This is a genomic window from Kurthia sp. ISK08 (assembly GCF_046159805.1).
Lineage (GTDB): Bacteria > Bacillota > Bacilli > Bacillales_A > Planococcaceae > Kurthia > Kurthia gibsonii.
The window spans coordinates 323,411-349,635 of record NZ_JBJXHL010000001.1 but is presented as its reverse complement, the minus strand read 5'-3'; the positions used below and the strand labels follow the sequence as shown (position 1 = coordinate 349,635).

Here is a 26,225-nt window from a genome sequence, read left to right as displayed (position 1 = left end):
AATAGTCTGAAAAAGTAAAAAAACTGCACATAATAGCGAAAAGTATAGAAAAAACCAGATTTTTAAGACTGGATTTGTCTAAATTGTTTGGGTTTTAAGTGCATATGTTGTAATATGAGTAAGAGAATAGACATGTAAGGAGGAAAAATTATGAAGTTCACATCGGTTTTTGACGTAATCGGACCCGTTATGATTGGACCGTCCTCATCACACACAGCAGGAGCAGCTCGCATAGGACGTGTAGCAAGAGATTTATTTGGCAAACAGCCAACATGGGCAAAAATCCATCTTTATGGATCATTTGCTGAAACATACAAAGGACATGGAACAGATGTTGCAATTATTGGTGGTTTGCTTGACTACGATACATATGATGAGCGCATTAAAACATCATTTGAAGAAGCTGAGCGCTTAGGTTTAACATTTGAATTTATTCCTGAAACAGGCAGTGTGGAACATCCCAATACAGCACGCATCGAAATTGGTGATGGTGAAAAAGAAATGAGTATGGTCGGTGTATCTATTGGTGGCGGTTCGATTGAGATTGCTGAACTGAATGGTTTCCCATTACGCATGTCAGGCGGGATGGCTGCAATTTTAGTTGTACATGAAGACCGAGCAGGTACAGTAGCAAATGTTGCAGTATGTTTAGCAAAATATGCGATTAATATTGGACATATGGAAGTATCTCGTAAAGAGCGTGGCAATATGGCTTTAATGGTCATTGAAGTAGACCAAAATGTATCACCAGAAATATTAGCTGAAATTGAACTATTACCAAACATCACAAAAGTGACGAGAATTAAAAATTAGGAGGCGTTCATAATGGAAGTACTATTTCGTAATGTGCGTGATTTAGTTGAGCGCGCAGAAAAAGAAAATAAATTGATTTCTGAAATTATGATCGAGCAAGAAATAATTGTCTCAGAACGTACACGTGAAGAAATCATGGAACAAATGAGCCGTAATTTAGAAGTTATGGAAGCTGCAGTTGAACGGGGACTAAAAGGTGTTCAATCTGTAACAGGCTTAACAGGAAATGATGCGGTCTTAATTCAAAATTACATGAAGACAGGTAAAGCACTTTCGGGTGATTTTTTATTAGATGCAGTGAGTAAAGCGGTTGCAACAAATGAAGTGAACGCAGCAATGGGGACAATTTGTGCAACACCAACAGCAGGATCAGCTGGTGTTGTACCAGGTACACTTTTTGCGGTAAAAAATAAATTAAACCCAACGCGTGAAGAAATGATTCGCTTCTTATTTACTGCAGGAGCATTCGGTCAAGTGGTTGCAAATAACGCGATGATCTCAGGTGCAGCAGGTGGTTGTCAGGCTGAAGTAGGTTCAGCGGCAGCGATGGCAGCAGCAGCAATTACGGAAATGGCTGGCGGTACACCACAACAAAGTGCACACGCATTTTCAATTTCTTTAAAAAATATGCTTGGTCTTGTTTGCGACCCAGTAGCAGGTTTAGTTGAAGTACCATGTGTTAAACGTAATGCGATGGGTGCAGCGAATGCGATGGTCGCAGCCGATATGGCTTTAGCAGGTGTTGAAAGTCGTATTCCAACAGATGAAGTGATTGATGCGATGTATAAAATCGGTCAAACGATGCCTGTCGCTTTACGTGAAACAGCACAGGGCGGATTAGCAGCGACACCAACAGGTAAATGGTTAGAAAAACGTATTTTCGGAGCAGCAACAGCGAGTCGTGGCTAACGAATTAACACAATCAGTTACTGAATTGAATGGTGTCGGAAAGGCAGTAGCTGAACAACTAGAACAAATGAATGTCCATACGATTGAAGATTTAATTTGGACATTCCCTTATCGTCATGAAGATTTTCGATTAAAAGACCTAGCAGAAACACCGCATAATGAACGTGTGACAGTGGAGGGGCGTATTGAAAGCGTCCCAACTGTCTTATTTTTAGGTCATAAAAAATCGCGGCTACAAGTACAAATGTTAGCAGGTCGACATTTAATTAAGGTCGTATTTTTTAATCAAGGTTATTTGAAAAACAAATTAGAGCCAGGTATGACGGTCACTGTAACGGGAAAATGGGACCGAGGTCGCCAAGTGATTAATGGCACGAAGATTACATTCGGTACAAAAGATGAACAAGCTGATTTTGAACCTGTTTATAGTGTGAAGGGCAAATTATCGCAGACGAAATTTAGACATTTCATGCGACAGGCGCTCGACCAATATGGCTGTTATATAGAAGAAACACTACCTACTGAATTACTAGAACAGTATCGTTTACAAACAATTCAACAAGCACTCGAAGGTATTCACTTTCCAAAACAACTCCAAGATACAAAACAAGCGAGACGACGTTTTGTTTACGAGGAATTACTTCATTTTCAATTGAAAATTCAAGCACTTCGTAAAACGCGTAAAGAAGACGAAAAAGGTATTGCTATTGCGTATGATGTAGAAAAATTACGTGAATTTTTTGATTCACTACCATATGAATTAACAGGTGCGCAAAAACGCGTTGTTAATGAGATTTGTACCGATTTACGTACACCTCACCGAATGAATCGTCTACTTCAAGGTGATGTTGGTTCGGGTAAAACAGTCGTAGCAGCAGCCATGCTCTATGCCGCTGTTACAGCAGGTTTCCAGGGTGCATTAATGGCTCCAACTGAAATTTTGGCAGAACAGCATGCAGAAAATTTAGCGATGTGGCTTGAACCTTTCGGTGTAAGACTAGCATTATTGACAGGTTCCACAAAAGCGAAAGCGCGTCGTGAGATTTTAAGTCGCTTAGAAAGTGGAGAAATTGACATTCTCATGGGAACGCATGCGTTAATTCAACCAACTGTTATTTTTAATCGTCTCGGCTTAGTCATTACAGATGAGCAGCATCGTTTTGGTGTGGAACAGCGTCGCATTTTAAAAGAGAAGGGTGATAATCCCGATGTTCTCTTTATGACAGCAACACCTATTCCACGTACATTATCGATTACTGCTTTTGGCGAGATGGATGTATCGATTATTGATGAATTGCCAGCAGGTCGAAAACAAATTGAGACCAATTGGGTGAAGCATGAACAATTTAATCAAGTCCTACAAAAGATGGCACATGAATTACAAGCGGGAAGACAAGCATATGTCATCTGTCCTTTAATTGAAGAATCAGATAAGCTTGATGTGCAAAATGCGGTGGATGTCTATCAACAACTTGCAACGGTATTCCATGGACAATACGAAGTAGGGCTCATGCATGGGCGTTTGAAATCAGAAGAAAAAGATGCTGTGATGCGTGAGTTTAGTGAAGGAAAACTTAATGTATTAGTTTCTACAACCGTTGTCGAAGTTGGTGTGAATGTTCCAAACGCAACATTTATGGTCATTTACGATGCTGAACGATTTGGTTTAGCGCAACTCCATCAGTTGCGAGGACGTGTAGGGCGTGGAGAACATCAATCTTATTGTATTTTACTGGCTGATCCAAAAAGCGAAGAGGGTAAAGAACGTATGATTTCCATGGTTGAAGTGACAGATGGTTTTAGATTAGCTGAGAAAGATTTAGAGTTACGTGGACCAGGGGATTTCTTCGGACGTAAACAAAGTGGTTTACCAGAATTCAAAGTAGCAGACTTAGTACATGACTATCGTGCGCTTGAAACGGCAAGACAAGATGCAACAAACTTTGTAGCTTCTGAAGCTTTTTGGCAAGAAGAAGCTTATGCACCATTACGTCGTGTGATTGAATCATCTGGTATTTTAGAAGGCGAACGAATTGATTAAGCGAGAGAATGTTAGGTGTTTAAAAAACAACACTTGCATTCTCTTTTTTATATTTATATACTGATATTAGTACCAAGTGCTAAAATAAGGGGCGGAAAAAACAATGAAGTATTCAAAAAAAGAGCGACAAAAATTGTTGAAGCAAACCATTGAAGATAATCCATTCGTTACGGATGATCAATTGGCGAGTAAATTTAACGTCAGTGTCCAGACAATTCGTTTGGACCGTATGGAATTATCCATCCCAGAGCTACGCGAACGGATTAAAGATGTAGCAGCACATAATTTTGAAAATGAAGTCAAGACACTGCCGATTGATGAAGTCATTGGTGAGATTATTGATATTGATTTAGATGACCGAGCGATTTCGATTTTTGATGTAAAGGAAGAACATGTTTTTCAACGAAATGGTATTGCGAGGGGACACCATCTTTTTGCGCAAGCCAACTCACTAGCAGTTGCTGTCATTGACGATGATTTAGCCTTAACGGTAAAATCAGACTTAACGTACACAAAACCTGTACACGCTGGAAACCGTGTTGTAGCAAAAGCAGTTGTTACAAAGCAGGATGCGGATACGAACCGCACGTATGTAACTGTGACATCAACAGTTGAAGGAAAAACGGTATTTATCGGGAATTTTGAAATGTTCCGTACGAAAGGTAAGGGTGGAAACGAATGAAAATAGCAATTGATGCAATGGGTGGCGACCATGCACCAAAGGAAATCGTTGAAGGTGTATTTCAGGCAGTAGAAGATTTTAAAGATGTAGAGTTCTTACTATATGGTGACGAAGTGAAAATGGCACCTTATTTAAAACAACACGAACGTGTACAAGTCATTCATTGTTCAGAAGTAATTGAAGGAACAGATGAACCAGTACGTGCAGTTCGTCGTAAAAAAGATGCATCGATGGTGCGTATGGCACAAGCTGTAGCAGATGGCGAAGCAGATGCGTGTGTATCAGCAGGTAATACAGGTGCATTAATGGCAGCAGGGCTATTCATTGTTCATCGTATTGATGGTATTGACCGTCCAGCGCTAGCAACGACATTACCAACTTTAGATGGTGCAGGTTTTGACATGCTCGACTTAGGTGCAAATGCCGATGCTAAACCAGAAAACATTTTACAATATGCCATTATGGGTAGTATTTATGCAAAACAAGTACGCGGTATTGAAAAACCAACAGTTGGTCTATTAAATATCGGTACAGAAGATAAAAAAGGGAACGACTTAACAAAACAAGCGTTCAAATTGTTGAAAGAACAAAATGACATCAACTTTATCGGCAATGTGGAAGCACGTGAATTATTAAACCACGCAGCAGATGTCGTTGTAACAGATGGCTTCACGGGCAACATGGTATTAAAAACAATCGAAGGTGTTGCAGGGAATATTTTTGCGATGTTAAAAGAAGAGTTTTTATCATCGACAAAAACAAAAGTAGCAGCTATGATGATGAAAAATAATTTAAAGAATTTAAAAACAAAGATGGACTACTCAGAATATGGTGGCGCACCATTATTCGGTTTAAAAGCACCTGTTATTAAGGCGCATGGTTCATCGAAAGCACAGGCCATCTACAGCGCGATTCGTCAAACGCATATTATGGTCGAACACCGCGTATGCCAAACAATTGACCAAACGATTTCAAAGGAGAATGCATAATGACAAAAGTAGCGTTTATTTTCCCAGGACAAGGTTCACAAACAGTTGGAATGGGTGCAGAATTAATCGAAGCGAATGCATCAAGTAAAGCGTTTTACACAGAAGCAGATCAATTATTAGGTTTTGACTTATCAAAATTAATGTTAGAAGGACCACAAGAAGAATTAACATTAACATATCATGCGCAACCAGCTTTATTAACAACAGGTGTAATGGTTGCACAGCAATTAATGGATCATGGTATCCATCCAAACTTCACAGCGGGACACAGTTTAGGTGAATATGCTGCACTTGTTGCTTCAGGTGTTATGCGTTTTGAAGATGCGGTTGTAGCCGTACATAAACGTGGTCTTTTTATGAATGATGCAGTTCCAGCAGGACAAGGTTCAATGGCAGCTGTACTTGGTTTAGATGCAGAAGCATTACAAGCTGTAACAGATGCTGCTTCAGAAGAAGTGGGAGAAGTTGTACAATTAGCAAACTTGAACTGCCCAGGACAAATTGTTATTTCGGGTACAGCGAAAGCAGTAGAAGTAGCAAGTGAAAAAGCAAAAGAAGCAGGCGCGCGTCGCGTATTACCATTGGTTGTGAGTGGACCGTTCCATTCAGAATTAATGCGTCCAGCTGCTTCGAAATTACAAGAGATGTTAGCAGACATTCAGATGAATGATGCGAAAGCACCTGTAATTGCAAATGTCACAGCAAAAGCAGTAACGGATGCTACAGAAATTCGTTCACTATTAGTCGAACAACTATACTCACCTGTTCGTTGGGAAGAAACAGTACGTCAACTAGTAGCAGAAGGCGTAGATACATTCATTGAATGTGGTCCAGGTAAAGTATTAAGTGGATTAGTGAAAAAAGTAGATCGTAAATTAACAACATACTGTGTATTTGATGAAGCATCATTACAACAAGTTGTAGAAGCAGCGAAGGAGTGGAATACAAGTGAAGTTTAATGGACAAGCAGCAATCGTAACAGGGGCATCGCGTGGAATCGGACGCGAGATCGCACTTAAATTAGCAGAAGAAGGCGCTAAAGTAGTTGTAAACTATAGCGGTTCAAAAGAAAAAGCAGAAGCAGTAGCAGCAGAGATTATTGCAAAAGGTGGCGAAGCAATTGTACACCAAGCAAATGTTGCCAATGCGGATGAAGTAAAAGGTTTAGTTGATGCGACAATGGCTGCTTTTGGCTCTGTAGATATTTTAGTGAATAATGCGGGTATTACACGCGATAACCTGATTATGCGTATGAAAGAAGAAGATTGGGATGCAGTAATTGATACGAACTTAAAATCAGTATTCTTATGTACAAAAGCAGTAAGTCGTCAAATGATGAAACAACGCTCAGGTAGTATTGTAAACGTTGCATCTATCGTAGGTGTGGCTGGTAATGCAGGTCAAGCAAACTATGTAGCATCTAAAGCAGGCGTGATTGGTTTAACTAAAACGACTGCAAAAGAATTTGCAGCACGTCATATTCGTGTAAATGCAGTAGCACCAGGATTCATCGAGACAGAAATGACAGATGTACTACCAGAAGATGTAAAAGAAACAATGTTAACACAAATTCCACTTGCAAAATTAGGGCAAGCAAAAGAAATTGCAAATGTTGTTGCCTTCCTTGCATCAGATGAAGCAAGCTATATGACAGGTCAAACTTTACATGTCGATGGTGGTATGGTAATGTAACTTTTGCATTAAATGCACGAAAAAATATATTCAAAATCAATAGAGTAAGGTATACTACAAAAAGTGGTCATACCAGTTGTGACGAATATGCAAATTTATTGAGGGGAGGTGAGTATTTTGGCTACAGTACTTGAACGCGTAACAAAAGTTGTCGTTGACCGTCTTGGTGTTGACGAAAGCGAAGTAACATTAGAAGCTTCTTTCAAAGAGGACCTAGGTGCAGACTCACTAGATGTTGTTGAACTAGTAATGGAACTTGAAGAAGAATTCGATATGCAAATCGACGATGAGGATGCTGAAAAAATTTCTACAGTTGGATCAGCAGTAAGCTTCATCGAAAGCAAAATTGGCTAATTCGATTTTACATACTTCAGAAGTATGTATACTTATCATAAAGTCCCCGTTTCTTGAAATGGGGGCTTTTTTATGCAGATTGCTAAATAATTTTGCACTATTGAGCATAAACGAGTAAAATTGACTATGTACGTAAAGCTAAAAAATAAGAGGTTGATAAAATGAGAATAGAAGAATTATCTCAGAAAAACAGTGCGATTTCTGAGCATGCGAAAAAGAAGTTTGAAGAATTACAAAAGAATTTAAAAATCAGCTTCCACAATAAAAACCTACTATATAATGCTTTCACACATTCTTCTTACGTAAATGAACATCGACGTAAAGGATTTGAAGATAATGAAAGATTAGAGTTTTTAGGAGATGCTGTATTAGAGCTAACTGTTTCTAAGTTTTTATTCCTAATGTTTCCTAAGATGACAGAGGGTGAACTAACGAAATTGCGTGCTGCGATTGTCTGTGAGCCATCATTAGTAACTTTTGCAAATGAGTTATCCTTTGGTCATTATGTCCTTTTAGGAAAAGGTGAGGAACTGACAGGTGGTCGTGAACGTCCGGCATTATTAGCCGATTGTTTTGAGGCATTCATTGGTGCACTTTATTTAGACCAAGGTTTAGAAACAGTTGTTGCATTTTTGGAAAAAGTTGTTTTCCCAAAAGTTGAGCTCGGCACATTTTCTCATGTTGTAGATTTTAAAAGTCAGCTACAAGAAATGATTCAACAAGCGAATTCTGGTGTGTTGACTTATGAGATTATTAAAGAGCAAGGACCAGCCCATAATCGTACGTTCATTTCACGCGTTACATTAAACGGTGAAACGCTTGGAGAGGGTAATGGTAAATCGAAGAAGGAAGCTGAACAAAAAGCCGCACAAACAGCGATGCGCGCGCTAAAAGAGCAGTTCCCAAAAGGGTAGGTGAATTACGGTGTATCTTAAACGATTAGAAGTGATTGGATTTAAGTCATTTGCTGAACGAATTGGGATTGATTTTGTACCAGGTGTGACGGCGGTAGTTGGTCCGAATGGTAGTGGGAAAAGTAATGTAACCGATGCAATTCGTTGGGTATTAGGTGAACAATCAGCTAAATCACTTCGTGGTGCCAAGATGGAAGACATCATCTTCGCAGGAAGTGAATCGCGAAAAGCACTGAATTTTGCAGAAGTTACATTAATCCTTGATAACGAAGACGAGCGTTTACCAATTTCGTATAACGAAGTTAGTGTAACGCGTCGTGTTTATCGTTCAGGCGAAAGTGAATATTTATTAAATAAACAAACTTGCCGTCTAAAAGATATTACAGATTTATTTTTAGATTCTGGTTTAGGTAAAGAAGCGTTCTCGATTATTTCACAAGGTCGCGTTGATGAAATTTTAAATAGTAAGCCTGATGATCGTCGCGCTATTTTTGAAGAGGCTGCAGGTGTTTTAAAGTATAAAAAACGCCGCAAAAAAGCAGAACATAAATTGTTTGAAACAGATGATAACTTGAATCGCGTACTCGATATTCTACATGAATTAGATGAACGAATTGAACCACTTCAATTACAAGCTTCAACTGCTAAAGACTATTTAGAGATGAAGGACACACTACGCCAATTTGATATTGGTGTATTAATTCATGATATTGAACAAATCGACCACACCGTTGAGAAGTTATTACAAGATCAACATCAGTGGAATACGTCGCAACAAGAAAAACTTGTCGAAATTCAAAAGTTGGAGCAGCATATTGCGTCAATGAAAGACGAGTTACTTCAAGTTGGTCAAAAACTAGATGCAGATCAAAAAACAGTTGTAGAAGTGAGTGAAAACTACGCACGACTACAGGGCGAACAAAATCTATTTGCAGAAAAGCAAAAAAATGCTTCTGCGCAATTAAGTAAGCTAAAAGAATCTTTAAAACAAGCACAGTCTAAAAGAGATCAGTGGCAGAAGTCGCTTATTGAAAAAGAGCATGCTTTAAAAGAAGCGCAAAATCATGTCCACAAGTTACGAAAACATGTGAAACAATTAGAAACGGATTTAAATCGCTCAACAGATGAATTAGATGCAGAAATTGAAGATCAAAAAAGTACATATATCGAACGTTTAAATGAACAAGCGGCAACGAATAATGAACTGAAAAGTATCGAACAACAAATTCAACAGCAGCGTCAGTCCGATGAAAAAATCACATCAAAATCAAGTGAATTAACAACTGAGTTGCAACAAGCACAAGCAACGTTAGCAGAAGTAGAGCCGAAGTTAGATGCAATTCGATTAGAAATTGCAGAGCATTTAAAAGACTATGAAGCGACACAAGCCGAATTACAAAAAGCGAATACTCAATTAGCTGAAAAGCAAAAAATGCTTTATGAAGGTTATAATCACGTACAACAATTACGTTCAAGACGTGATACATTAGCTGAACTAGAGGCTGATTTTGCAGGGTTTTATCAAGGGGTTAAAGCTGTATTAAAGGCGCGTGAACAAAACCAATTACAAGGTGTACAGGGGGCAGTTGCAGAGTTAATTCATGCAAAAGGAGCTTATACACAAGCGATTGAAACAGCGCTTGGGGCAGCGATGCAGCATATTGTAACGGCAACAGATGAAGATGCAAAAAGAGCCATTCGTTATTTAAAACAAGTGCGTGCAGGACGTGCGACATTCTTACCGATGAATATTATGAAATCGCGTAAGTTATCACAAGCAGCGTTACAACCAATCCTTGATCACCCTTCATTTATTCAAACGGCTGATGAACTTGTTCAAGTTGATGAACGTTATCGTAGTATTGCAGAAAACTTATTAGGGCATATTCTAGTTGTAAAAGACTTAGATGGTGCAACGCAAATTGCGAAGTTTTTACAATATCGCTATCGTGTTGTCACATTAGATGGTGATGTTGTGAATGCGGGTGGTTCGATGTCTGGTGGCGGTGCGAATAAGCAACAAAATACCGTATTCAGTCGTAAAGCAGAACTGGAAACATTACAAGCAAATTTAGTCGAGATGGAAGAAACAATTCAGCAAGCTGAAAAGGTTGTGGCTGAATGGCAACAAAAAGCACAATCTGCTGCAACACTACTTGACGTACAACGTGATCATGGTGAGCAATTACGTGTTCAAGAGAATGAATTAGAAGCTACGTATCAGGCGACTGTGACGCAAGAGAAGATGTTACAACAAAGCCTATCTATTTATGGTTCTGAACAACAAGATACAACGTCACGCCATGCGATGCTTGTAACAAAGCAAGAAGCTTTAGTACAACAACTCGATCAAACAGCGAAAGAAATTCAACACTTAGAACAAGAAATTGAGCGTTTGAACGAATTGAAAGTTCAAATGAAGACAGCGCGTGATACATTATTAAATGAATTAGCGAATCAGCGTGAAGACCATGCACAAGCAATGGGTAAATTCGAAAGTATTCAAACTTCTACAGAAGAAACAAGAAGTTACTTTAATGAAGCAGCCGAAGAAGTATCTAAAATTCGACGTGAAATCGAATTTGTTACAAAAGGTGATGCAACTAATGGGCTTTCTGAAGAACAGTTCGAACAAGAGATTGCAAAACAATTAAAACGTAAGCAACAACTCGAAACAGCGATTGAACAATCCGTTGAAAAACGTGCTAACTTACAGCAACGCGTTGATGAAGAAACGACTACATTAAAAGAGATGCAGCGAATTCACCAACAATTTGTCAATGAACAAAACCAAGTGAAAATTCAACTTGGAAAACTAGAAGTAAAGCGCGCAAACGCTGTTGAACAATTACAACAAAACTATGATTTAACGTTTGAAGAAGCGCAACTAGAACCTGCATTAGAAGTGGATTTAGAAGTAGCGAAACGTAAAGTAAATATGCTATCTCAATCTATTAAGGAGCTAGGAGATGTCAATATTTCTGCGATTGAAGAATACGAGGCTGTTGCAGAGCGTCATGAATTTTTAACATCACAGCGTAATGATTTACTCGAAGCGAAAGACACATTGTATGAAGCAATTCGTGAGATGGATGAAGAGATGACGACGCGCTTTGGAACAACATTTAAACAAATTCGCATACACTTCCAGGAAGTGTTCAAAGAATTATTTGGCGGAGGTAAAGCAGATTTAATTTTGCTAGAACCCGATCAATTATTAACATCAGGTATTGAGATTGTTGCACAACCACCAGGGAAAAAACTGCAAAATCTAGGTTTACTTTCAGGTGGCGAACGTGCATTAACAGCAATCGCTCTATTATTTGCCATCTTGCGCACACGCCCCGTTCCATTCTGTATTTTAGATGAAGTAGAGGCAGCGTTAGATGAAGCGAATGTATCGCGCTATAGTCAATATTTGAAAAAATTCAGTGAAGATACACAATTCATTGTGATTACACATAAAAAGGTAACAATGGAAGGCGCGGATGTCTTATATGGTATTACGATGCAAGAACAAGGTGTATCTAAGTTAGTATCCGTTAAGTTAGAACAAGAAACAGTGTCCTAAAGGAGCGAATAAAACATGAGCTTTTTAAAGCGTATGAAAGAAAAATTGATGGGTGGACCATCAAAAGAAGAAGTGAAAGAACCAGAACAACAGGTAGAAGAAGTTGTTGAAACAGAAGAACCAGCTCAAGCGGAATTACCTGCTGTAGAAGAAGGAAAAGAGCAGGAAGTCGTTGAAGAAACAACAAAACCTGTTGAAGAAGAAACGGTTGAAACTGTACAAGAAGAAAAACAAGAAGTTGCCATTGTTGAAGAAGTAAAAGACGAACCAGAGGCAGAAAAAGAATCAAAAGGTTGGTTCCGTTCAGCTTTCTCAATTACTGAAAAGTTCAAATCAGGATTAACGAAAACACGCGACTCATTTACATCAAAAGTAAATGACTTAGTTGCACGTTATCGTACGGTAGACGAAGATTTCTTTGAAGAATTAGAAGAAGTACTTTTACAAGCCGATGTTGGTTTTGAAACGGTTATGGAATTAACAGAAATTCTACGCTATGAAGTACAGAAGAAAAATATCAAATCAACAGATGGAATCCAAGCATTAATCTCTGAAAAGTTAGTAGAGATTTATGAAAAAGCTGGAGACGACCATATTGAATTGAATTTACAACCAAAAGGCGAATTAACGGTGATTCTATTCGTAGGTGTAAATGGTGTTGGTAAAACAACAACAATCGGTAAATTAGCACACCGTTTAAAATCAGAAGGACGTTCAGTTATGTTAGCTGCTGGTGATACATTCCGTGCAGGTGCAATTGACCAATTACAAGTATGGGGCGATCGTGTCGGTGTTGAAGTGATTAAGCAATCGGAAGGTTCAGATCCAGCGGCTGTTATGTACGATGCTGTACATGCAGCGAAGAACCGCGGTGTGGACGTATTAATTTGCGATACAGCAGGTCGTTTACAAAATAAAGTAAACTTAATGAAGGAACTTGAAAAAGTACATCGCGTCATCTCACGTGAAGTACCAAATGCACCGCATGAAGTGTTGTTAGCACTTGATGCAACAACAGGACAAAATGCATTAATTCAAGCGCAAACATTTAAAGAAGCAACGAATGTTACAGGAATTGTCTTAACAAAATTAGATGGTACAGCTAAAGGTGGTATCGTAATTGCCATTCGTAATAAACTGCATATTCCAGTAAAATTCGTAGGGCTTGGTGAGAAGATGGACGATTTACAACCATTTGACCCAGAGCGCTATGTATATGGCTTATTTGCAGATGCGTTAGATGAGCAACTAAAAGAAGAAGAATAGGCTTCTCTTTGAATCCTAAGGTCTTGAGAATCTACGGATTTTCAAGACCTCTTTTTATGCCTTTTGCATGTGAGCGAAGGAATTTTCCTTTTCGATTGTCTAGGAAAATCCCCGACATGCTAGAGTCACAACCATCTCTTGATTGAAGACAAAAAGCGTCTTCAAGTCGAGCTGTTGAGTGCCTTCTGCATGTGAACGAGCCGATTTTACATTCTGATAAGACAAGTAGTTTTACTTGACAGAAATAGGGTTTTTCATTAATATACAAAGGAATATGTCTACGAATGTATAAAAAATACTACACATGATAGAATAGATGTGTTAAGGAGAAGTTAACGATGCTTTTAGATAAAACAACACGTATGAATTTCCTTTTTGATTTTTACCAAGCATTATTAACGGATAAACAGAGAAGTTATATGCAACTTTACTATTTAGATGATCTTTCTTTAGGCGAAATTGCTGAATCGTATGAGGTGTCACGTCAAGCGGTTTATGATAACATTCGTCGAACGGAAGCGATGCTTGAGGAATATGAAGAGAAATTACAGCTTTTCCATAAATTCAAAAAAAGACAAAAGATTACAGACAAATTATCAGCTTGCTTACAAGATGACACAACAGAAAAGGCAGATTTATTGCCACTTGTTGAGCAATTGAAGCAAGACTAGGGGGCGACAATTATGGCTTTTGAGGGTTTAGCAGAGCGACTCCAAAGTACGATTCAAAAGATTAAAGGGAAGGGTAAAATTAACGAACAAGACGTTAAAGAAATGATGCGCGAAGTTCGTTTCGCTTTAATCGAAGCCGATGTTAACTTAAAAGTAGTAAAACAATTTGTTAAAACTGTAAGTGAACGTGCAATTGGTCAAGACGTCATGAAAAGTTTAACACCAGGTCAACAAGTTATTAAAATTGTACAAGATGAGTTGACGAATTTAATGGGTGGCGAACAAAGTCTTGTTAAATTTGCGACGAAACCACCAACTGTTATTATGATGGTCGGTTTACAAGGTGCCGGTAAAACGACAACTACAGGTAAATTAGCAAATCTATTACGTAAAAAATACAATAAAAAACCGTTGCTTGTAGCAGCCGATGTTTATCGTCCAGCAGCTGTAAAGCAATTAGAAACACTAGGTAAGCAATTAGGTATTCCTGTATTCCAAAAAGGTACAGAAGTATCGCCAGTTGATATTGCTAAAGAAGCATTAGAACATGCCAAAGAAGAACATCTCGATGTTGTGATTATCGATACAGCTGGTCGCTTGCACATTGATGAAAATCTCATGCAAGAATTAAAAGATATTCGCGCTTTAAAAGAGCCAGATGAAATCTTCTTAGTTGTGGATGCAATGACAGGTCAAGATGCTGTCAACGTTGCGAACAGCTTTAATGAAGCAGTTGGCATCACAGGTGTTGTTTTAACAAAATTAGACGGTGATACACGTGGTGGTGCGGCGCTATCTATTCGTACAGTAACTGAAAAACCGATTAAATTTGTCGGTATGGGTGAAAAAATGGATGCGCTTGAAACATTCCACCCAGAGCGTATGGCATCACGTATTTTAGGTATGGGTGATGTTTTATCATTAATCGAAAAAGCACAGGCACAAGTAGATGAAGATAAAGCAAAAGAATTAGAAGAAAAGTTTAAAACACAAACTTTTACATTTGATGATTTCCTAGAGCAAATGGCTCAAGTGAAAAAAATGGGACCATTAGAAGATATCTTGAAAATGATTCCAGGTGTGAATAAAATGAAGGGCTTAGATAATATTAATTTTGATGATAAACAAATTGATCATATCGAAGCCATCATTCAATCGATGACGATTGCAGAGAAAACCAACCCTGAAATTATTAACGCAAGTCGCAAAAAGCGTATTGCAAAAGGTTCAGGTTGTACGGTTCAAGAAGTAAATCGTCTCATTAAGCAATTTGATGAAATGAAAAAAATGATGAAGCAAATGACAGGTATGTCGACTAAGAATAAGAAAAAGTTCAAATTACCGGGAATGGATTCATTATTTAAATAAAATAATGTGTGTTAAGAAAAAATACTTTACAAGCTATTGTAATTTCATTTGATTTAAGGTAAAATAATGTGTGTTAAGAATAAACACTTTACAAACAATCGAAAGCTTGATATTATACTATCTTGTGTGAAACTTATTCGGAGGTGCAAAATAAACATGGCAGTTAAAATTCGTTTAAAACGTATGGGTGCTAACAAAGCTCCTTTCTACCGTATCGTAGTTGCTGATTCACGTTCACCACGTGACGGTCGTTCAATCGAAACAATCGGTACTTTCAATCCATTAACTTCTCCTGAGGAAGTTAAAATCGACGAAGCTAAAGCTTTAGCTTGGTTAGGTAACGGTGCGAAACCATCAGATACAGTACGTAACTTGTTCTCAAAACAAGGAATCATGGAAAAATTCCATAACTCAAAAAAAGGTAACTAATATTACTTTTTAAATAATCGGGGGTGACATTTGTGGAACAACTGATCGAAACAATCGTAAAACCTTTAGTCGATTTTCCGGATGATGTGAACATTACTGTTCAAGAGAGTTCGAATCGAATTGTTTATAAGCTTTCTGTAAATCCTCGTGATGTCGGAAAGGTCATTGGCAAACAAGGTAGCGTTGCAAAAGCAATTCGTGCAATTGTTTACTCAGCCGCAAGCAGTCACCGCATGAAGAAGACATACGTCGATATTCAAGATTAGCAGAAAAGGAGGGAGCTTATGTTCCTTCCTTTTTTGTTTAAAAAAATTAAAAGAGGTGTATCCAATGGAATGGTTTAACGTAGGAAAAATCGTCAATACACATGGTATTCGTGGTGAGGTACGTGTCATTTCGCAAACAGACTTCCCAGAAGAACGTTACGAAGTAGGCGCAGAATTAGGTATTTTTATTCCAGGTGAAAAAAAACCAACAATCGTAAAAGTGGCTTCTGCACGTGCGCATAAAAACTTTATCTTACTAACATTTGAAGGATATCCATTCATCCAAGATGTAGAAAAATTCAAAGGTTCGGAATTAAAAATTCACGAAAAATATTTAGATGATCTTGGTGATGATGAGTTCTACTATCACGAAATCGTAGGTTGTACGGTATTCGATGAAGAAGATAATGAGATTGGTGAGATTACAGAGATTCTTCAAACAGGTGCAAATGACGTTTGGACAGTTAAAGGTGTAAATGGCAAAATGCATTATATCCCTGTCATTTTAGACGTTGTGAAAGAAGTCGATGTTGATGAAAAACGCATCACAATTGAACTGATGGATGGCTTATTATCATGATGAATATCCATGTATTATCGTTATTCCCTGATATGTTTGAAGGTGTTTTCGGTTCGTCTATTTTAAAGAAAGCACAAGAAAAAGGCGCTGTACAAATGAATGTGACAGATTTTCGTTCTTTTTCACAAAATAAGCATAATCAAGTAGATGATTATCCTTATGGTGGTGGTGCAGGAATGGTGCTGAAGCCAGAACCTCTTTTCCATGCAGTAGAAGATTTAGTCGCACAAGGTAAAAAGCCGCGCATTATTTTAATGTGTCCGCAAGGTGAGCGCTACGATCAAAAGAAAGCAGAAGAATTGGCTAAGGAAGAAGATTTAATCTTCTTATGTGGTCACTATGAAGGCTATGATGAGCGTATTCGAGAGTACCTTGTAACCGATGAAATCTCGATTGGTGATTTTGTATTAACAGGTGGCGAACTAGCCGCTATGACGGTCATTGATAGTGTCGTACGCCTTCTTCCAGGGGTTTTAGGACAAGAAGCTTCTCACGTCAATGATTCGTTCTCAACAGGATTACTTGAGCATCCACATTATACACGTCCTGCAGATTTTCGCGGCATGAAAGTTCCAGATGTATTAATGTCAGGAAACCATGCAAAAATTGAGCAATGGCGTATGGAGCAATCATTAAAGAGAACGTTTGAACGTCGCCCAGATTTGCTTGAACACATTGAATTAACAAAAGAGCAACAAGCTTATTTAAAACAATTAAAAAATAATTCAAAGCTGTAAAGTATATTAGCTTGCAACCGACTTTGAAGTATGATAGTATTTAAAATGCATTTCCTATGAGGAATGCCGTATTACGATGTTCCGCTGTAGCAACCAAGAGCGATCTATAAGAGCATCTGTCTAAGGAGAGAATAAAATGTCAAACATTATTACAGAAATTACTAAAGATCAATTACGTACAGACATCCCTGCATTCCGTGCTGGTGATACTGTAAGCATCGACGTTAAAATCGTTGAGGGTACTCGCGAACGTATCCAAAAATACGAAGGCGTTGTAATCAAACGTCGTGGTGGCGGTATTAGCGAAACTTTCACAGTGCGTAAAATTTCTTACGGTGTTGGTGTAGAACGTACATTCCCTGTACATACACCAAAAATCGCTAGCTTAACAGTTACTCGTCGCGGTAAAGTACGTCGTGCGAAACTATACTACCTACGTAACCTACGTGGTAAAGCAGCTCGTATCAAAGAAATTCGCTAATTTCTTAGCTGTTAAAGAGAGTACTATCCAATCGATTTCTTTTGGATAGTGCTTTTCTTTTTGCCTGTAAAAAGAAATCCTTGTACAATGAGTATAGAATGTAGAGGGAGGCGCGCTATGGAAACGAAACAAAAGAAAGAAAAGAATGAGCTATGGGAATGGACGAAAGCTTTAATTATCGCTTTTGCATTAGCAGCCTTCATTCGTTATGTGCTATTTACACCGATTGTCGTAGATGGGGAGTCGATGATGCCTACTTTACACAGTGGTGATCGAATGGTTGTGAATAAAGTTTCTTACAAGATTTCCGATATTCATCATAGCGATATTGTCGTTTTCCACGCTCCGGAGAAAAGAGATTATATTAAGCGTGTAATTGGTTTGCCGGGTGATACGATTGAATACAAGAATGATGTATTATATCGGAATGGTAAGGCGATTGACGAACCTTATTTACAACAATTTAAAAAAGCCATTCAAGATGGTGGCACATTAACAGAAGATTTTCAATTACAAGACTATGTACAAAAAGACAGAGTACCAGAAGGATATGTATTTGTAATGGGTGATAATCGACGTAATAGTAAAGATAGTCGACATATCGGACTCATTCCAGAGAACAAAATTATCGGTAAAGCGAGTATCGTTTTCTGGCCACTCGATCAATTTGGCTTAGTGAAATAGATGTAGGAGTGAGAGAATGACCATTCAATGGTTGAATGACCTGAATAATAACTCCTTAAAAACACGAAGCTGAAAATCGATAAAAACTGAATTATGATTAGCGAAAAGTCCTTATAAATTAAGGGCTTTTTCTTCTTTCACTCTCGAAGTAAATATGTGGTGAAGTTTAATGGGATTTTAATTTTTTATAATGTGTTGATCAATAATAAGCAATAAGCTTCTGATTGTGCCCAAAGATTTGCCCAATCAAAATTTAATGAATTATTGAATAGTACCCATATATAATATTTCTTAAATAGTTATATACCTATATGTTTGTTATAATAGTACTATCTAAATTAGATTAAAAAGAGGTTAACTATAAAATGATAGAATATAAAAAGGGGTTCGGAAAAAATATTTTTGAAGTAGCCCTAAAATTCGATTTTACTAGAGAAAGAAGTGTTTTTTATGTCTGAAAATGTTTTTAATGATCGTCCTCATAAAAATGAGAAAGATGATTCTATTGCTTACGTTAAAATCCTAATTGATAAAGCACGAGAGGAAGCTCGTAAAGATGATATTCCAAAGCTCGAAAAACTGATTCAAATGCTCAATACTAAAAAGTATGGGTTAGTATGGGAAGAACATACAGAAAAAGTTGAAGAAGAAATGAAAACTAAAATTCCTGTTTTTATAGAAGATGCAAGTAAAAAAATTAATGATAAGCCCGATTCAGAAGATTTTAACTTTCTTTTGGAGGGAGATAACCTGCATAGTCTGCATCTTTTGGAGAAAACCCATGCTGGCAAGATTGATGTGATTTATATTGACCCTCCTTATAATACGGGCTCAAGTGATTGGCGATATAACAATGATTATGTCGATAAAACAGATGAATTTAAGCATTCAAAGTGGATATCATTTATGACTTCACGGCTTAAAATAGCGAAAAAATTGTTAAAAGAATCTGGATTTATTACGGTTGCAATTGACGAAAAAGAAATCCATAATCTTAGACATATTCTTGATGATATCTTTGGAGAAAATAATAAAGTAGGTATGGTTACTGTTCTTCATAATCCAAAAGGCAGAAATCAAGCAAGGTATTTTTCTGAGAACTCGGAGTTTTTCTTAGTATATGCTGCAAACGCTTATGAAGCTGATTTTCAAAAAGTTGCTATAAGTGACGAAATTAAAGAAACATTCACTGAACGTGATGAAAAAGGTGCATTTAGATGGGAAAATTATTTGCGAGCTCGTACATCATGGTCACGTCAGAATCGTCCAAATAATTTTTATCCAATTTATGTACTTGATGATGGAACGCTGAGTTTGGAAAAATTTGAAGGAGCTACTGAAGTATTTCCATCAACTGCGTCAGGAGATTTTTCTTGGAAGAATATTGCATCAACTTTTTCGAAATTAAATGTACCTAATTATTTTAGAGCAGTTACTACTGAAAATGGCGATATTATAATCCAACATAAATATTATGAGCAACAAGTGTTTAAAAATGTTTGGATTGATAAAAAATATCAGAGTGAATTTAACGGAACTAATATGTTAAAGAAACTTTTTGATGGAAAAGCCCCATTTAATTTTTCTAAGTCAGTGTATCTAGTCCAAGACCAGATAAAAATGTTGGGGGATAAAAATGCTTTAATTCTGGACTTCTTCGCTGGTTCTGGCACAACTGGTCAAGCAGTCATCGAACTCAACGCCGAAGATGGCGGTAGTCGCAAATTTATCCTTGCTACAAACAATGAAAATAATATTGCTGAAGAAGTAACCTACGAGCGTATGAAACGTGTTTCTACTGGTACTGAAAAATATGAAGCACATCCTCTAAATCTCAAATACTTTAAAACAGACTTTGTCGTAAAAGAAGAATTTCCTGATATTTCTCTTGAATATGAATTGTTGAAGTATGTAACACCACTTGTAGAACTGGAATTTGGCATTGATATTACTAATCCTAAAGTTCAAATTGTTTTAAACGAAGAACAGCTTGAATTATTGATTAATAATAAACAACTTATTAGTGATTCAACACTTTTCATACATCCCGATGTTTTCCGGGATGCAGAGCAAAATCAAATTTTACAAGATCTGCAAATTAAAGTACAAGAAATCCCGAATTATTTCTTTGGAACGGAGTTGTGGACGAAATGATACAATTAAAAAATTTCCAACAAGATGTGGTCGATAAACTTTTGGCTTTTATAGCACCTGAATATGGCGTTAATAACTTGACGATTAAGGCGCCAACTGGAGCAGGTAAAACTATCATGCTTTTATCTTGGATTGATGAATATATTCGCTCAACTGGAGATAATATTGCTTTTGTTTGGTTTACGCCAGGTGCAGGAGAACTTGAAGAACAATCACAAGATAAAGCAAACAGCTTTTCAAGTATCAAGGCGCAATCTGTAGATGATGCGCTACTGAATGGCTTTGAACGAGGTTCAGCGACTTTTATCAACTATGAACGTGTAGTCGGTAAAAAATCAAAAGCAATGCTTACAGATAGTGAACGTGATAATTTGGTTGATAAAATCGAAAAAGCCTTTCAAAATGACCGTCATTTTATCGTGATTATCGATGAAGCACATCGCAATGATACAGACAAAGCACGTGATATTATTTCACGATTTAAGGCGTCTAAAACGGTTCGTGTGTCCGCAACGATTGAAGACCCTAATACACCTGACATAGTTGAGTTCTATGAAGTGCTAGAAGAATCAGTCATTGCATCTGGTTTGATTACAAAAGCGGTAGTTGTCAATGAAGCAATCGATACAAGTCTTGATGGAACAGATGAGTTTGCGATTCTATTTGATGCAGCCGAAAAGAAACGCCAACAAATTGTTGCTAACTATATTGAGAATGGAATAACTGATATCAATCCACTCGTACTGGTTCAACTTCCAGATGAATCAACACCCGACTTATCTTTACGTATTGAAAAGCATCTTCGAGAAAAGATGCATAAAACGTATGAAGATGGCAAGCTTGGCATTTGGCTTTCTGAACAAAAAAGAAACGTTATTGATGTAACTAAACTTGATAATAAAGTAGAGTATCTGATTATCAAACAAGCAATTGCGACAGGTTGGGATGCACCACGTGCTAAAATTTTAATCAAAATCCGTGAAAACATGGGAGAACAGTTTACAGTTCAAACACTTGGAAGAATCCGCCGTATGCCACAACCTTGGATAGGTCACTATAATGTTGATGTGCTTGATAATGCCTACCTCTATACTTTTGATACAGATTTCTTAAACGGGGTATTTGCACAAGGAGCAGCAGTTGCACCAACTCCATTATTAAATCTGAAAGATAAAGGTAAAAATTTAAAGCTGATTTCTGAACGAGTGATTAATTATGATGAAGTTCTGAATGAAAAAATGATTCTTAATAATATATATGTAGGATTGAAAAAACGTTTTAATTTTACAGATGACTTAGAGGCTAACAAACATATTCTAGAAGCTAATGGTTATATCTTAGGGAACAAAATATTAACAACGTTCAAGCAGGGGCGCTTTGACACGCTGAAAAATGTAGAAAATCTTATTGATCGAGAACGCTGGGTAGAAGCTGATTATCAAGATAATCGAATAGACTTACTCCATGCTTTCCACGAACTTGATCGTGTAATTCATTTACCAGTATCTAAAGTTGAAGCAATGCTTAAGCGTTTCTTCTTATGGCGAGGTTATTCTCTTGTAACTTCCATTTTAAAATTAGATGCGAATGAATGGACGGCATTCATTTTGAATAATTGGCGTGCTTTACGTGAAGAATTCAGAAAAATAGATGTAGCACAAGCGATTCAAGGAAGTCTTGATTTAGATAATATCCAAAAGAATGATTTTACGATTCCCTTGACAGAACGATATACGTATAATCCAAAATTGCCAGATACAAAAATGGTTCAAACTAATGTTTATCAAGGGTACACGACAGCATCTATTGCAGTTCGACCAAGTATTGTTGAACGTTTGATGGAACGCTGGCTTGAAGAACATTCGGATATTGTTGATTTTGTGTATAAAAACGGAGATAAGGGTCCTCAATATTTTTCACTTGTTTATAGTACTAACGGTGGAGTTTCACACTTTTATCCTGATTTTATTATCCAAATGAAGAATGGTGATGTTTATATCATTGAAACCAAGGGCGGTGAAGATGTCAAAGGTCGTGATAAAAACATCGATTCTTATGCACCAGCTAAATATGAAGCATTGAAGAAATACGCTGCAAATTACGATATCAAGTGGGCGTTTGTACGTGATATGAATGAGGAGCTATATTATCTCAATAATGGCGAATGGGTAGATGAGATGGTAGTTGATAAATGGCAACCTATTATTAAACTTTTCGGACCTACAGAAGAAAAGTAGAGTGTCATAAAGTATGAGATTAATATGATCAACCAAAGAAAGCAAAGTCTAATTTGACTTTGCTTTTTTTATGGTTTCTGTGAAAAAAGTTAAATCTGATTAAAAACTTGTCGCTTCTCATTTCTTATAATTATTTGTTGAATATCTTCTAAATTGTGAATGTATTGTAATGAGCAATCTATTAAATACTTTCTAACGTCATCAGTATCTTTTGATGACGTTTTTTCTATTTCTGGAAATATAAATTTAGCTTGTGCTTTCCAATCAGAGATTAATAAGTTTCTTACTCTTAAACCAAGTGAATTTTCATTAGGTTTATATCCATTTAACATTTTTCTCAATGAATTAAGAGCAAAATCGCTTAAATCTCTATTTAGATTTTTTAAATTACTTCGTTTCTCAATAAATTCATTGAAAATTTTTTCGAATTTTTGACCGCATTTAGAATATAAATATTCTATTGCCTCAAATCGAATTAAGGAATGTTCTTCATAAATACCATCTTCCTTAATTCCGTAAAAATATGCAGGTGTTTTATAAGATTTTTCTTTAATTCCGTGAAAGTATGTAGGTTTTTCATATGATTCTTGATTTGGTACGAGGGGCATTTCAATTTCTTGTGTAATGAACATTTCAAAAAACGTTTGATTCTTGGCATATGGAATGAAATCAACCAGAATTTCCTTAATCTCTTTTGAAAAATCATTTTCCATGTCTAAAAGATCAGTTATTAAGCAAATAAAAATTAATGGAATAAAATCTTTTTTTTCTTTCTTCGTTCCCCAAAGCATGTCACAAATGGATTCAAATTTTAGATTCCTTTGTAAAATCCCATAGTACCCATCGTCAGCGTTGTTTCTAGGTGTTGGAATTAAGGATGGATTTGGAGATGTTCTTCCTTTTGGAGCATTTTTATTATTGTTTAGTACTCGAGAAATCATCTGAGGGTCAAATTTAGTTTTGATTTTAACTATCTTATATATTGCTGGTTCATCTTCCCCTTGACCAGTTGGGTCAATATATGCTTTTTTAACTAATTTCTTTTTTTCTTTCCAACCTGCAATTTGCTCATTAGTTAGTTTTAGTAAATCTTTTTTATCTTTTAATCGTTTTGCAACTGTAGAATATATAAGTTCAGAGGCAGTATTAAATTCCAAAATGAATCTCCTTAGTGTATTATTTTAAATTTTTCTATTGAAATATACACTAATTATACACTGAAATTAGTGTGCTACAATCATTTTATCAAGCGCTTGATAGTTGTTATGAGGTTGCGGACTCCGTAATTAATTTAATATAGCTAGTCGCAAATAGCTGTAAGGAGGATTATTAAATATGTTATTAGGAAAAGCAAAAATTGCTGAAGCAGTTATTTCAAATGTTGAGGTACCAAGAATAGCAGTCATCCAATCTGTAAATAGATCTCCACGTTACTCAGAATCAGGTGAAGCTATTCAAGATTCTGTTGCAAAAATCTCTTGTCAATTCGTAGATGCTGAACTAGCTAAACTAATACAGAAATCAGGGGCTGATTCTTCTGAACTAAAGACCTATCCTTTAGAGTTGGTAGGGGAAGAACAAGACTTACTTAATATATCTATTAATGAGCTGCTTGGTTCAGAAGTAAAACTTGAAGATGCAAAAGTCATGTTGAAATGGGAACAAGGCAGAAATGGTGGCGGATGGCGAGGTTTAAAGCTAGTCTTAAATGTTTCAGAAACAACAAATGAAAGCGAGAAAAAATAATGGATAAAAAAGAATTAGCAACTTGGGCATATCTTAATGAAATCGAATACTGCCTCCAAGATGAAACATTAAATAGAACGCGTGCTTTGGAACTTATTGATATTGCTCGTGATATTTTGACAGGTAAGATAAAAGGCGATTTTGAGGACTGCGGAAAATGATAGAAAAATTTATCGAATGGTTTTCTCGCCTCCCCCCACTTGGAGGATTTCTGAGTAAATTGACCGTTGATGAAAATCAGGTACAGGTTGCTTATAAAAAACGTAAACTTTATATTTTGCTTACAAAGATATGGGCAATGATTACTTTCTTATTGTTGATTGTGTATAACTATAAAAATGTGATTCCCAGCTTTTCAAAGGGAAGAATAATTTTTGATAATCAATCATTAAACCTTATGTTACTCTTCGCACTCGTGATCATCATTGCAATTTCACTCTGGGAATTTCTCCATTCCAAATATTCACCTATTGAAAAATGGAAACTTGAAAAATTGCTAAGAGGATTTACAGAGGAAAGCGATTTACTACGCCAACATGATAATTCGTTTAATCAGACAAAATCTGTTAAATGGATTTATTCAGTTACTGATGGTTTACTCACCTTTAAGCTCATGACTGGTGGACACGTTAATGCAGAGATGGAGAAGGATATTACTCGTAGGCTACATGGATATTTTGTAAAGGAAACTAAAATGTCTTGGATACTTGAAAATCGAAGAATTAAAGACGGATTGATTATAATGGTGTTTTCTCACGAAAAAGATGAACGGCTGATAATAGATGATCTATCTAAGATACAGAAAACTAACGAACTAAATATTCAGCTCACAAAACGCTTATCATGGACTACACGTCAGCCTATGGGTCTGATAGTCGGTCCTACCGGTTCAGGAAAAACAAGTCTATTAAAAGGCTTAATCATTAGTTTTCTTGCAAGTAATTATAAAAATAAGATATTTACAATAGACGGAAAAGGAGCATTTTTAAGTGTTGCTATGAATCGCATTGGGAGAGTTTCTACTGATGCACAATCCTCTTTGGAACTAACTACTGAGCTTTGTCAAATTATGCAACAGAGATATGGAGAAATAAATGCTGATGTTAATTCTGAAAGGGATTTAACTCATGCTGAATTATTTAAACAAGGTTCAATTTTACTCATTGCAGATGAATTATTGTCACTTGTTGTAGAAATGCAAGCTAAAGATAAAATTTTAAAACCTGCTGAACGCATTTATCCACAATTTTACTCTAATTTAATGAGCTTAATTGTAAAAGGAAGACAAGTATCAATATCAGTAGTTGTTAGTGGACAGATGATGCCAGCTTCTATATTACCTACAGAGGCAAGGGATTCTTTAGGATTAAGGGTAGCGTTAGGACGTATGTCGCAACAACAAGCTCAAGAGATATTTGGAGTGGGATTAAAAGATTTACCACGATCAGACACTTCTAATTATGGTGGATTGATTTGGTTGGATGGGCTTGATTGGGAAGCACCAAAACCCTTTTTAAGTCCTTACTATGATGATGAAAAAATACCGTTTAAAGAAACATTGTCAAAATTAGCTGAGGCTGAAGGCGGTGGCTTGCCACAAGCCGAGTGCCTCAGCTAGGACTTGCGTGTACTACTTGACAT

General features: G+C 36.8%; 25 protein-coding genes. 24 read left to right on the top strand and 1 reads right to left on the bottom strand.

Translation table 11 applies throughout. From position 1 onward, the window contains the following. Positions 1–150 precede the first annotated feature (150 nt). From sdaAB to ACKVQX_RS01565, 21 genes are all read left to right on the top strand, one after another. Positions 151–813, top strand: a complete 663-nt coding sequence (gene sdaAB / locus ACKVQX_RS01665) for an L-serine ammonia-lyase, iron-sulfur-dependent subunit beta (protein ID WP_068454981.1) — start codon at positions 151–153, stop codon at positions 811–813. A gap of 12 nt (positions 814–825) precedes the next feature. Beyond that, on the top strand, positions 826–1,722 hold the full coding sequence (gene sdaAA, locus ACKVQX_RS01660; protein WP_087682436.1) for an L-serine ammonia-lyase, iron-sulfur-dependent, subunit alpha: 897 nt from the start codon (positions 826–828) through the stop codon (positions 1,720–1,722). Further along, positions 1,715–3,763: an ATP-dependent DNA helicase RecG gene (gene recG, locus ACKVQX_RS01655; RefSeq protein ID WP_409135964.1), complete on the top strand. Its 2,049-nt coding sequence runs from the start codon at positions 1,715–1,717 to the stop codon at positions 3,761–3,763. The genes sdaAA and recG overlap by 8 nt, the downstream gene beginning before the upstream one ends. A 103-nt stretch (positions 3,764–3,866) precedes the next feature. Beyond that, on the top strand, positions 3,867–4,445 hold the full coding sequence (gene fapR, locus ACKVQX_RS01650) for a transcription factor FapR (RefSeq protein WP_068454973.1): 579 nt from the start codon (positions 3,867–3,869) through the stop codon (positions 4,443–4,445). After that, positions 4,442–5,434, top strand: a complete 993-nt coding sequence (plsX, locus tag ACKVQX_RS01645; RefSeq protein WP_068454970.1) for a phosphate acyltransferase PlsX — start codon at positions 4,442–4,444, stop codon at positions 5,432–5,434. The genes fapR and plsX overlap by 4 nt, the downstream gene beginning before the upstream one ends. Further along, entirely contained in the window at positions 5,434–6,393 is a 960-nt protein-coding gene (fabD, locus tag ACKVQX_RS01640; RefSeq protein ID WP_068454967.1) for an ACP S-malonyltransferase, read from the top strand. The genes plsX and fabD overlap by 1 nt, the downstream gene beginning before the upstream one ends. Beyond that, positions 6,383–7,126 (top strand): 3-oxoacyl-[acyl-carrier-protein] reductase, encoded by a 744-nt coding sequence (fabG, locus tag ACKVQX_RS01635; RefSeq protein WP_121178146.1) that lies wholly within the window; start codon positions 6,383–6,385, stop codon positions 7,124–7,126. The genes fabD and fabG overlap by 11 nt, the downstream gene beginning before the upstream one ends. Positions 7,127–7,243: 117 nt before the next feature. Then, complete coding sequence (gene acpP, locus ACKVQX_RS01630; RefSeq protein ID WP_068454961.1) at positions 7,244–7,480, top strand: acyl carrier protein; 237 nt, start codon at positions 7,244–7,246, stop codon at positions 7,478–7,480. A 161-nt stretch (positions 7,481–7,641) separates the two neighbouring features. Continuing rightward, positions 7,642–8,394 (top strand): ribonuclease III, encoded by a 753-nt coding sequence (rnc, locus tag ACKVQX_RS01625; protein WP_068454959.1) that lies wholly within the window; start codon positions 7,642–7,644, stop codon positions 8,392–8,394. A gap of 10 nt (positions 8,395–8,404) precedes the next feature. Then, positions 8,405–11,965, top strand: coding sequence for a chromosome segregation protein SMC (smc, locus tag ACKVQX_RS01620; RefSeq protein WP_068454957.1), 3,561 nt, complete (start codon positions 8,405–8,407; stop codon positions 11,963–11,965). Positions 11,966–11,980: 15 nt separating this feature from the next. Next, positions 11,981–13,231, top strand: a complete 1,251-nt coding sequence (gene ftsY, locus ACKVQX_RS01615; protein ID WP_068454955.1) for a signal recognition particle-docking protein FtsY — start codon at positions 11,981–11,983, stop codon at positions 13,229–13,231. Between the two features lie 338 nt (positions 13,232–13,569). Next, a complete protein-coding gene (locus ACKVQX_RS01610) occupies positions 13,570–13,902 on the top strand; it encodes a putative DNA-binding protein (protein ID WP_068454951.1) in 333 nt (110 codons plus the stop codon). 12 nt (positions 13,903–13,914) lie between these two features. Further along, on the top strand, positions 13,915–15,270 hold the full coding sequence (gene ffh / locus ACKVQX_RS01605; RefSeq protein WP_068454948.1) for a signal recognition particle protein: 1,356 nt from the start codon (positions 13,915–13,917) through the stop codon (positions 15,268–15,270). Positions 15,271–15,426: 156 nt separating this feature from the next. After that, a complete protein-coding gene (gene rpsP, locus ACKVQX_RS01600; protein ID WP_068454945.1) occupies positions 15,427–15,699 on the top strand; it encodes a 30S ribosomal protein S16 in 273 nt (90 codons plus the stop codon). A gap of 32 nt (positions 15,700–15,731) precedes the next feature. Then, positions 15,732–15,965 (top strand): KH domain-containing protein, encoded by a 234-nt coding sequence (locus ACKVQX_RS01595; protein WP_068454942.1) that lies wholly within the window; start codon positions 15,732–15,734, stop codon positions 15,963–15,965. 64 nt (positions 15,966–16,029) lie between these two features. Beyond that, a complete protein-coding gene (gene rimM, locus ACKVQX_RS01590; protein ID WP_068454939.1) occupies positions 16,030–16,545 on the top strand; it encodes a ribosome maturation factor RimM in 516 nt (171 codons plus the stop codon). Beyond that, positions 16,545–17,282 (top strand): tRNA (guanosine(37)-N1)-methyltransferase TrmD, encoded by a 738-nt coding sequence (gene trmD, locus ACKVQX_RS01585; protein ID WP_068457516.1) that lies wholly within the window; start codon positions 16,545–16,547, stop codon positions 17,280–17,282. The genes rimM and trmD overlap by 1 nt, the downstream gene beginning before the upstream one ends. A 136-nt stretch (positions 17,283–17,418) precedes the next feature. Continuing rightward, positions 17,419–17,763 carry a 50S ribosomal protein L19 gene (gene rplS / locus ACKVQX_RS01580; protein ID WP_068454936.1) on the top strand — a complete coding sequence of 115 codons (345 nt, stop codon included), beginning with the start codon at positions 17,419–17,421 and terminating at the stop codon, positions 17,761–17,763. 117 nt (positions 17,764–17,880) lie between these two features. After that, the gene (gene lepB, locus ACKVQX_RS01575) at positions 17,881–18,447 is read left to right on the top strand and encodes a signal peptidase I (protein WP_068454933.1); all 567 of its coding nucleotides are present in this window, start codon (positions 17,881–17,883) and stop codon (positions 18,445–18,447) included. Between the two features lie 450 nt (positions 18,448–18,897). Beyond that, positions 18,898–20,601, top strand: a complete 1,704-nt coding sequence (locus tag ACKVQX_RS01570) for a site-specific DNA-methyltransferase (protein ID WP_409135963.1) — start codon at positions 18,898–18,900, stop codon at positions 20,599–20,601. Further along, positions 20,598–22,838 (top strand): DEAD/DEAH box helicase, encoded by a 2,241-nt coding sequence (locus ACKVQX_RS01565; protein WP_409135962.1) that lies wholly within the window; start codon positions 20,598–20,600, stop codon positions 22,836–22,838. The genes ACKVQX_RS01570 and ACKVQX_RS01565 overlap by 4 nt, the downstream gene beginning before the upstream one ends. Positions 22,839–22,927: 89 nt before the next feature. Here the strand turns inward: ACKVQX_RS01565 and ACKVQX_RS01560 are convergent, their stop codons facing one another. Further along, on the bottom strand, positions 22,928–23,995 hold the full coding sequence (locus tag ACKVQX_RS01560; RefSeq protein WP_409135961.1) for a hypothetical protein: 1,068 nt from the start codon (positions 23,993–23,995) through the stop codon (positions 22,928–22,930). Positions 23,996–24,173: 178 nt separating this feature from the next. Here ACKVQX_RS01560 and ACKVQX_RS01555 point away from each other — a divergent pair, with 178 nt between their 5' ends. From ACKVQX_RS01555 to ACKVQX_RS01545, 3 genes are read left to right on the top strand one after another with little or no spacing between them, the layout of a single operon-like run. After that, positions 24,174–24,584 (top strand): hypothetical protein, encoded by a 411-nt coding sequence (locus tag ACKVQX_RS01555; protein WP_409135960.1) that lies wholly within the window; start codon positions 24,174–24,176, stop codon positions 24,582–24,584. Further along, complete coding sequence (locus ACKVQX_RS01550) at positions 24,584–24,745, top strand: hypothetical protein (protein ID WP_409135959.1); 162 nt, start codon at positions 24,584–24,586, stop codon at positions 24,743–24,745. Before ACKVQX_RS01555 ends, ACKVQX_RS01550 begins: the two co-directional genes overlap by 1 nt. Next, a complete protein-coding gene (locus tag ACKVQX_RS01545; RefSeq protein WP_409135958.1) occupies positions 24,742–26,202 on the top strand; it encodes an FtsK/SpoIIIE domain-containing protein in 1,461 nt (486 codons plus the stop codon). Before ACKVQX_RS01550 ends, ACKVQX_RS01545 begins: the two co-directional genes overlap by 4 nt. Positions 26,203–26,225 lie beyond the last annotated feature (23 nt).

Coding starts and splice junctions, on each gene's coding strand:
- sdaAA (WP_087682436.1), top strand. CDS start 826: ATGGAAGTACTATTTCGTAATGTGCGTGATTTAGTTGAGCGCGCAGAA.
- ACKVQX_RS01550 (WP_409135959.1), top strand. CDS start 24,584: ATGGATAAAAAAGAATTAGCAACTTGGGCATATCTTAATGAAATCGAA.
- ACKVQX_RS01610 (WP_068454951.1), top strand. CDS start 13,570: ATGCTTTTAGATAAAACAACACGTATGAATTTCCTTTTTGATTTTTAC.
- rnc (WP_068454959.1), top strand. CDS start 7,642: ATGAGAATAGAAGAATTATCTCAGAAAAACAGTGCGATTTCTGAGCAT.
- fabD (WP_068454967.1), top strand. CDS start 5,434: ATGACAAAAGTAGCGTTTATTTTCCCAGGACAAGGTTCACAAACAGTT.
- ACKVQX_RS01565 (WP_409135962.1), top strand. CDS start 20,598: ATGATACAATTAAAAAATTTCCAACAAGATGTGGTCGATAAACTTTTG.
- ffh (WP_068454948.1), top strand. CDS start 13,915: ATGGCTTTTGAGGGTTTAGCAGAGCGACTCCAAAGTACGATTCAAAAG.
- plsX (WP_068454970.1), top strand. CDS start 4,442: ATGAAAATAGCAATTGATGCAATGGGTGGCGACCATGCACCAAAGGAA.
- sdaAB (WP_068454981.1), top strand. CDS start 151: ATGAAGTTCACATCGGTTTTTGACGTAATCGGACCCGTTATGATTGGA.
- rplS (WP_068454936.1), top strand. CDS start 17,419: ATGTCAAACATTATTACAGAAATTACTAAAGATCAATTACGTACAGAC.
- rimM (WP_068454939.1), top strand. CDS start 16,030: ATGGAATGGTTTAACGTAGGAAAAATCGTCAATACACATGGTATTCGT.
- rpsP (WP_068454945.1), top strand. CDS start 15,427: ATGGCAGTTAAAATTCGTTTAAAACGTATGGGTGCTAACAAAGCTCCT.
- ftsY (WP_068454955.1), top strand. CDS start 11,981: ATGAGCTTTTTAAAGCGTATGAAAGAAAAATTGATGGGTGGACCATCA.
- ACKVQX_RS01570 (WP_409135963.1), top strand. CDS start 18,898: ATGTCTGAAAATGTTTTTAATGATCGTCCTCATAAAAATGAGAAAGAT.
- ACKVQX_RS01555 (WP_409135960.1), top strand. CDS start 24,174: ATGTTATTAGGAAAAGCAAAAATTGCTGAAGCAGTTATTTCAAATGTT.
- fapR (WP_068454973.1), top strand. CDS start 3,867: ATGAAGTATTCAAAAAAAGAGCGACAAAAATTGTTGAAGCAAACCATT.
- ACKVQX_RS01545 (WP_409135958.1), top strand. CDS start 24,742: ATGATAGAAAAATTTATCGAATGGTTTTCTCGCCTCCCCCCACTTGGA.
- trmD (WP_068457516.1), top strand. CDS start 16,545: ATGAATATCCATGTATTATCGTTATTCCCTGATATGTTTGAAGGTGTT.
- lepB (WP_068454933.1), top strand. CDS start 17,881: ATGGAAACGAAACAAAAGAAAGAAAAGAATGAGCTATGGGAATGGACG.